Source organism: Shewanella sp. SG41-4, assembly GCF_014164505.1.
Taxonomy (GTDB): domain Bacteria; phylum Pseudomonadota; class Gammaproteobacteria; order Enterobacterales; family Shewanellaceae; genus Shewanella.
Genome location: NZ_JACJFI010000466.1, coordinates 1 through 2117 on the forward strand (window position 1 = coordinate 1; position 2117 = coordinate 2117).

Below are 2117 nucleotides of genomic sequence, written 5' to 3' on the forward strand. Positions count from 1 at the left end.
TTTTATGTTGAATATGATTGGTGGTTTAATCGCTTATCAACTCAAAGAAAGTAAGCCACAACTCAATATCACAGATGTCGATTTCAATGCGATTTCTGTTATGGCTTAAACCGATCTCAGGTTAAATAATAACGCCTCATCAAATGAGCGTCTAGAAGTCGTAGAGTCGCCAGGCGGAGAAGGTGTCGCCGTTAACCAAAGTTACAAAATTGTATCAACTACTCATGGCGGTAAAAATGGTACTTACTCAGCATCTATATTTATGAATGCTGATGCTTTTGAAGATGGGCGACCTCCAGTTGAGCAGTACAAGGATGGCCGACAAGTTAAGTTTTTTAGTGTTGATCTACTAGATGCTAAATATGTCGATGCTACACCTCGACAAGCTGCTTATTTACACCTAATGGATCAACCGTACTTTGATGAGGCGACCTTTGTTGATGGTGTAAACGTTTAATCAATCCGTTCCCCCTCGCTATTTACCGAGGGGGGACTTTTGTGAATGTGGGAGTACATAAAGCATTTAACTAGAAAATAATAAATTCAGTTGTATCGCTATTTTGCTGTTGTTAAAGGTTCAGCGTATAATGTTCGCAAAATTATCATTTATAGCGCTTCTTTTAATCAAAACCAAAAAGAAGAAAACTAAGTCACTTTTATTATTGTGTACAAGTATGCGTACAAATAATCAGATTAAGAAGTAGTACCAAGTAAAATGTCTAATGAAATCAATAGAAGGCGAACTTTTGCCATCATTTCGCACCCCGATGCGGGTAAAACCACCATCACCGAAAAAGTACTTTTATTCGGAAATGCCTTACAAAAGGCTGGCACGGTAAAAGGCAAAAAGTCTGGTCAACATGCTAAATCAGACTGGATGGAAATGGAAAAAGATCGTGGTATTTCAATAACCACCTCTGTGATGCAATTTCCTTACGGTGGCGCACTCATCAATTTACTTGATACGCCTGGTCACGAAGACTTTTCGGAAGATACCTACCGTACACTAACCGCAGTAGATTCATGTTTAATGGTTATCGACTCCGCCAAAGGTGTTGAAGATCGTACCATTAAACTAATGGAAGTGACGCGTTTACGTGACACACCTATTGTGACATTCATGAACAAATGTGACCGTGATATTCGCGATCCAATTGAATTGATGGATGAAGTAGAAGACATCTTAAAAATAGCTTGTGCACCTATTACATGGCCGATAGGTTCAGGTAAAGAGTTTAAAGGTGTGTATCACATTTTGCGTGATGAGGTTATTTTATACCGTAGCGGTATGGGCCACACAATTCAAGAAGAGCGTATTATCAAAGGATTACATAATCCTGAACTCGATAAAGTTCTTGGTTCCTACGCTTCAGAAATTCGCGATGAAATGGAACTGGTCGCTGGCGCTTCTCATGAGTTCAATCAAGAAGCTTTTCTAAAAGGCGAGCTTACGCCAGTCTATTTTGGTACAGCCTTAGGTAACTTCGGTGTTGATCATATTTTGGATGGTATCGTTGAATGGGCTCCAAAGCCGCTTCCTCGAGAAAGTGATGTACGAAAAGTCACGCCTGATGAAGAAAAGTTCTCTGGTTTTATTTTTAAAATTCAAGCCAATATGGACCCAAAACATCGAGACCGTGTTGCCTTTATGCGTGTTTGCTCGGGTCGATATGAGCAAGGTATGAAAATGCATCATGTTCGTATCGGTAAAGATGTTAATGTCAGTGACGCTTTGACCTTTATGGCCGGTGATCGAAGTCGTGCCGAAGCGGCATATCCAGGCGACATTATTGGATTGCATAATCATGGCACTATGCGAATTGGTGATACATTTACTCAAGGCGAAAAGCTTCGCTTTACTGGGGTGCCTAATTTTGCACCTGAAATGTTCCGTCGTATTCGTTTAAAAGATCCACTAAAACAAAAGCAGCTGCTTAAAGGTTTAGTACAATTATCTGAAGAGGGAGCTGTGCAGGTCTTCAGACCAATTGATTCAAACGATTTAATCGTGGGTGCAGTTGGTGTACTACAATTTGAAGTGGTTGTTGGGCGCTTAAAAAGTGAATACAACGTAGAAGCTATTTATGAAGGTATTAGTGTTAGTACCGCACGTTGGG

2 protein-coding genes and 1 pseudogene are annotated in these 2117 nt (G+C 40.2%); all 3 read left to right on the forward strand.

Features of this window, described 5'->3' with window-relative positions:
- Positions 1-109, forward strand: a pseudogene (locus tag H5202_RS21150) (IS982 family transposase); the annotation flags it as partial.
- A 153-nt stretch (positions 110-262) separates the two neighbouring features.
- Complete coding sequence (locus tag H5202_RS21155; protein WP_182773792.1) at positions 263-457, forward strand: hypothetical protein; 195 nt, start codon at positions 263-265, stop codon at positions 455-457.
- Positions 458-715: 258 nt separating this feature from the next.
- A partial coding sequence (gene prfC / locus H5202_RS21160) for a peptide chain release factor 3 (protein ID WP_182773793.1) occupies positions 716-2117 on the forward strand: 1402 nt, incomplete at its 3' end.

Excerpts from the sequence above, each read along its gene's own strand:
- H5202_RS21155 (WP_182773792.1), top strand. The coding sequence starts at position 263 with ATGAATGCTGATGCTTTTGAAGATGGGCGACCTCCAGTTGAGCAGTAC.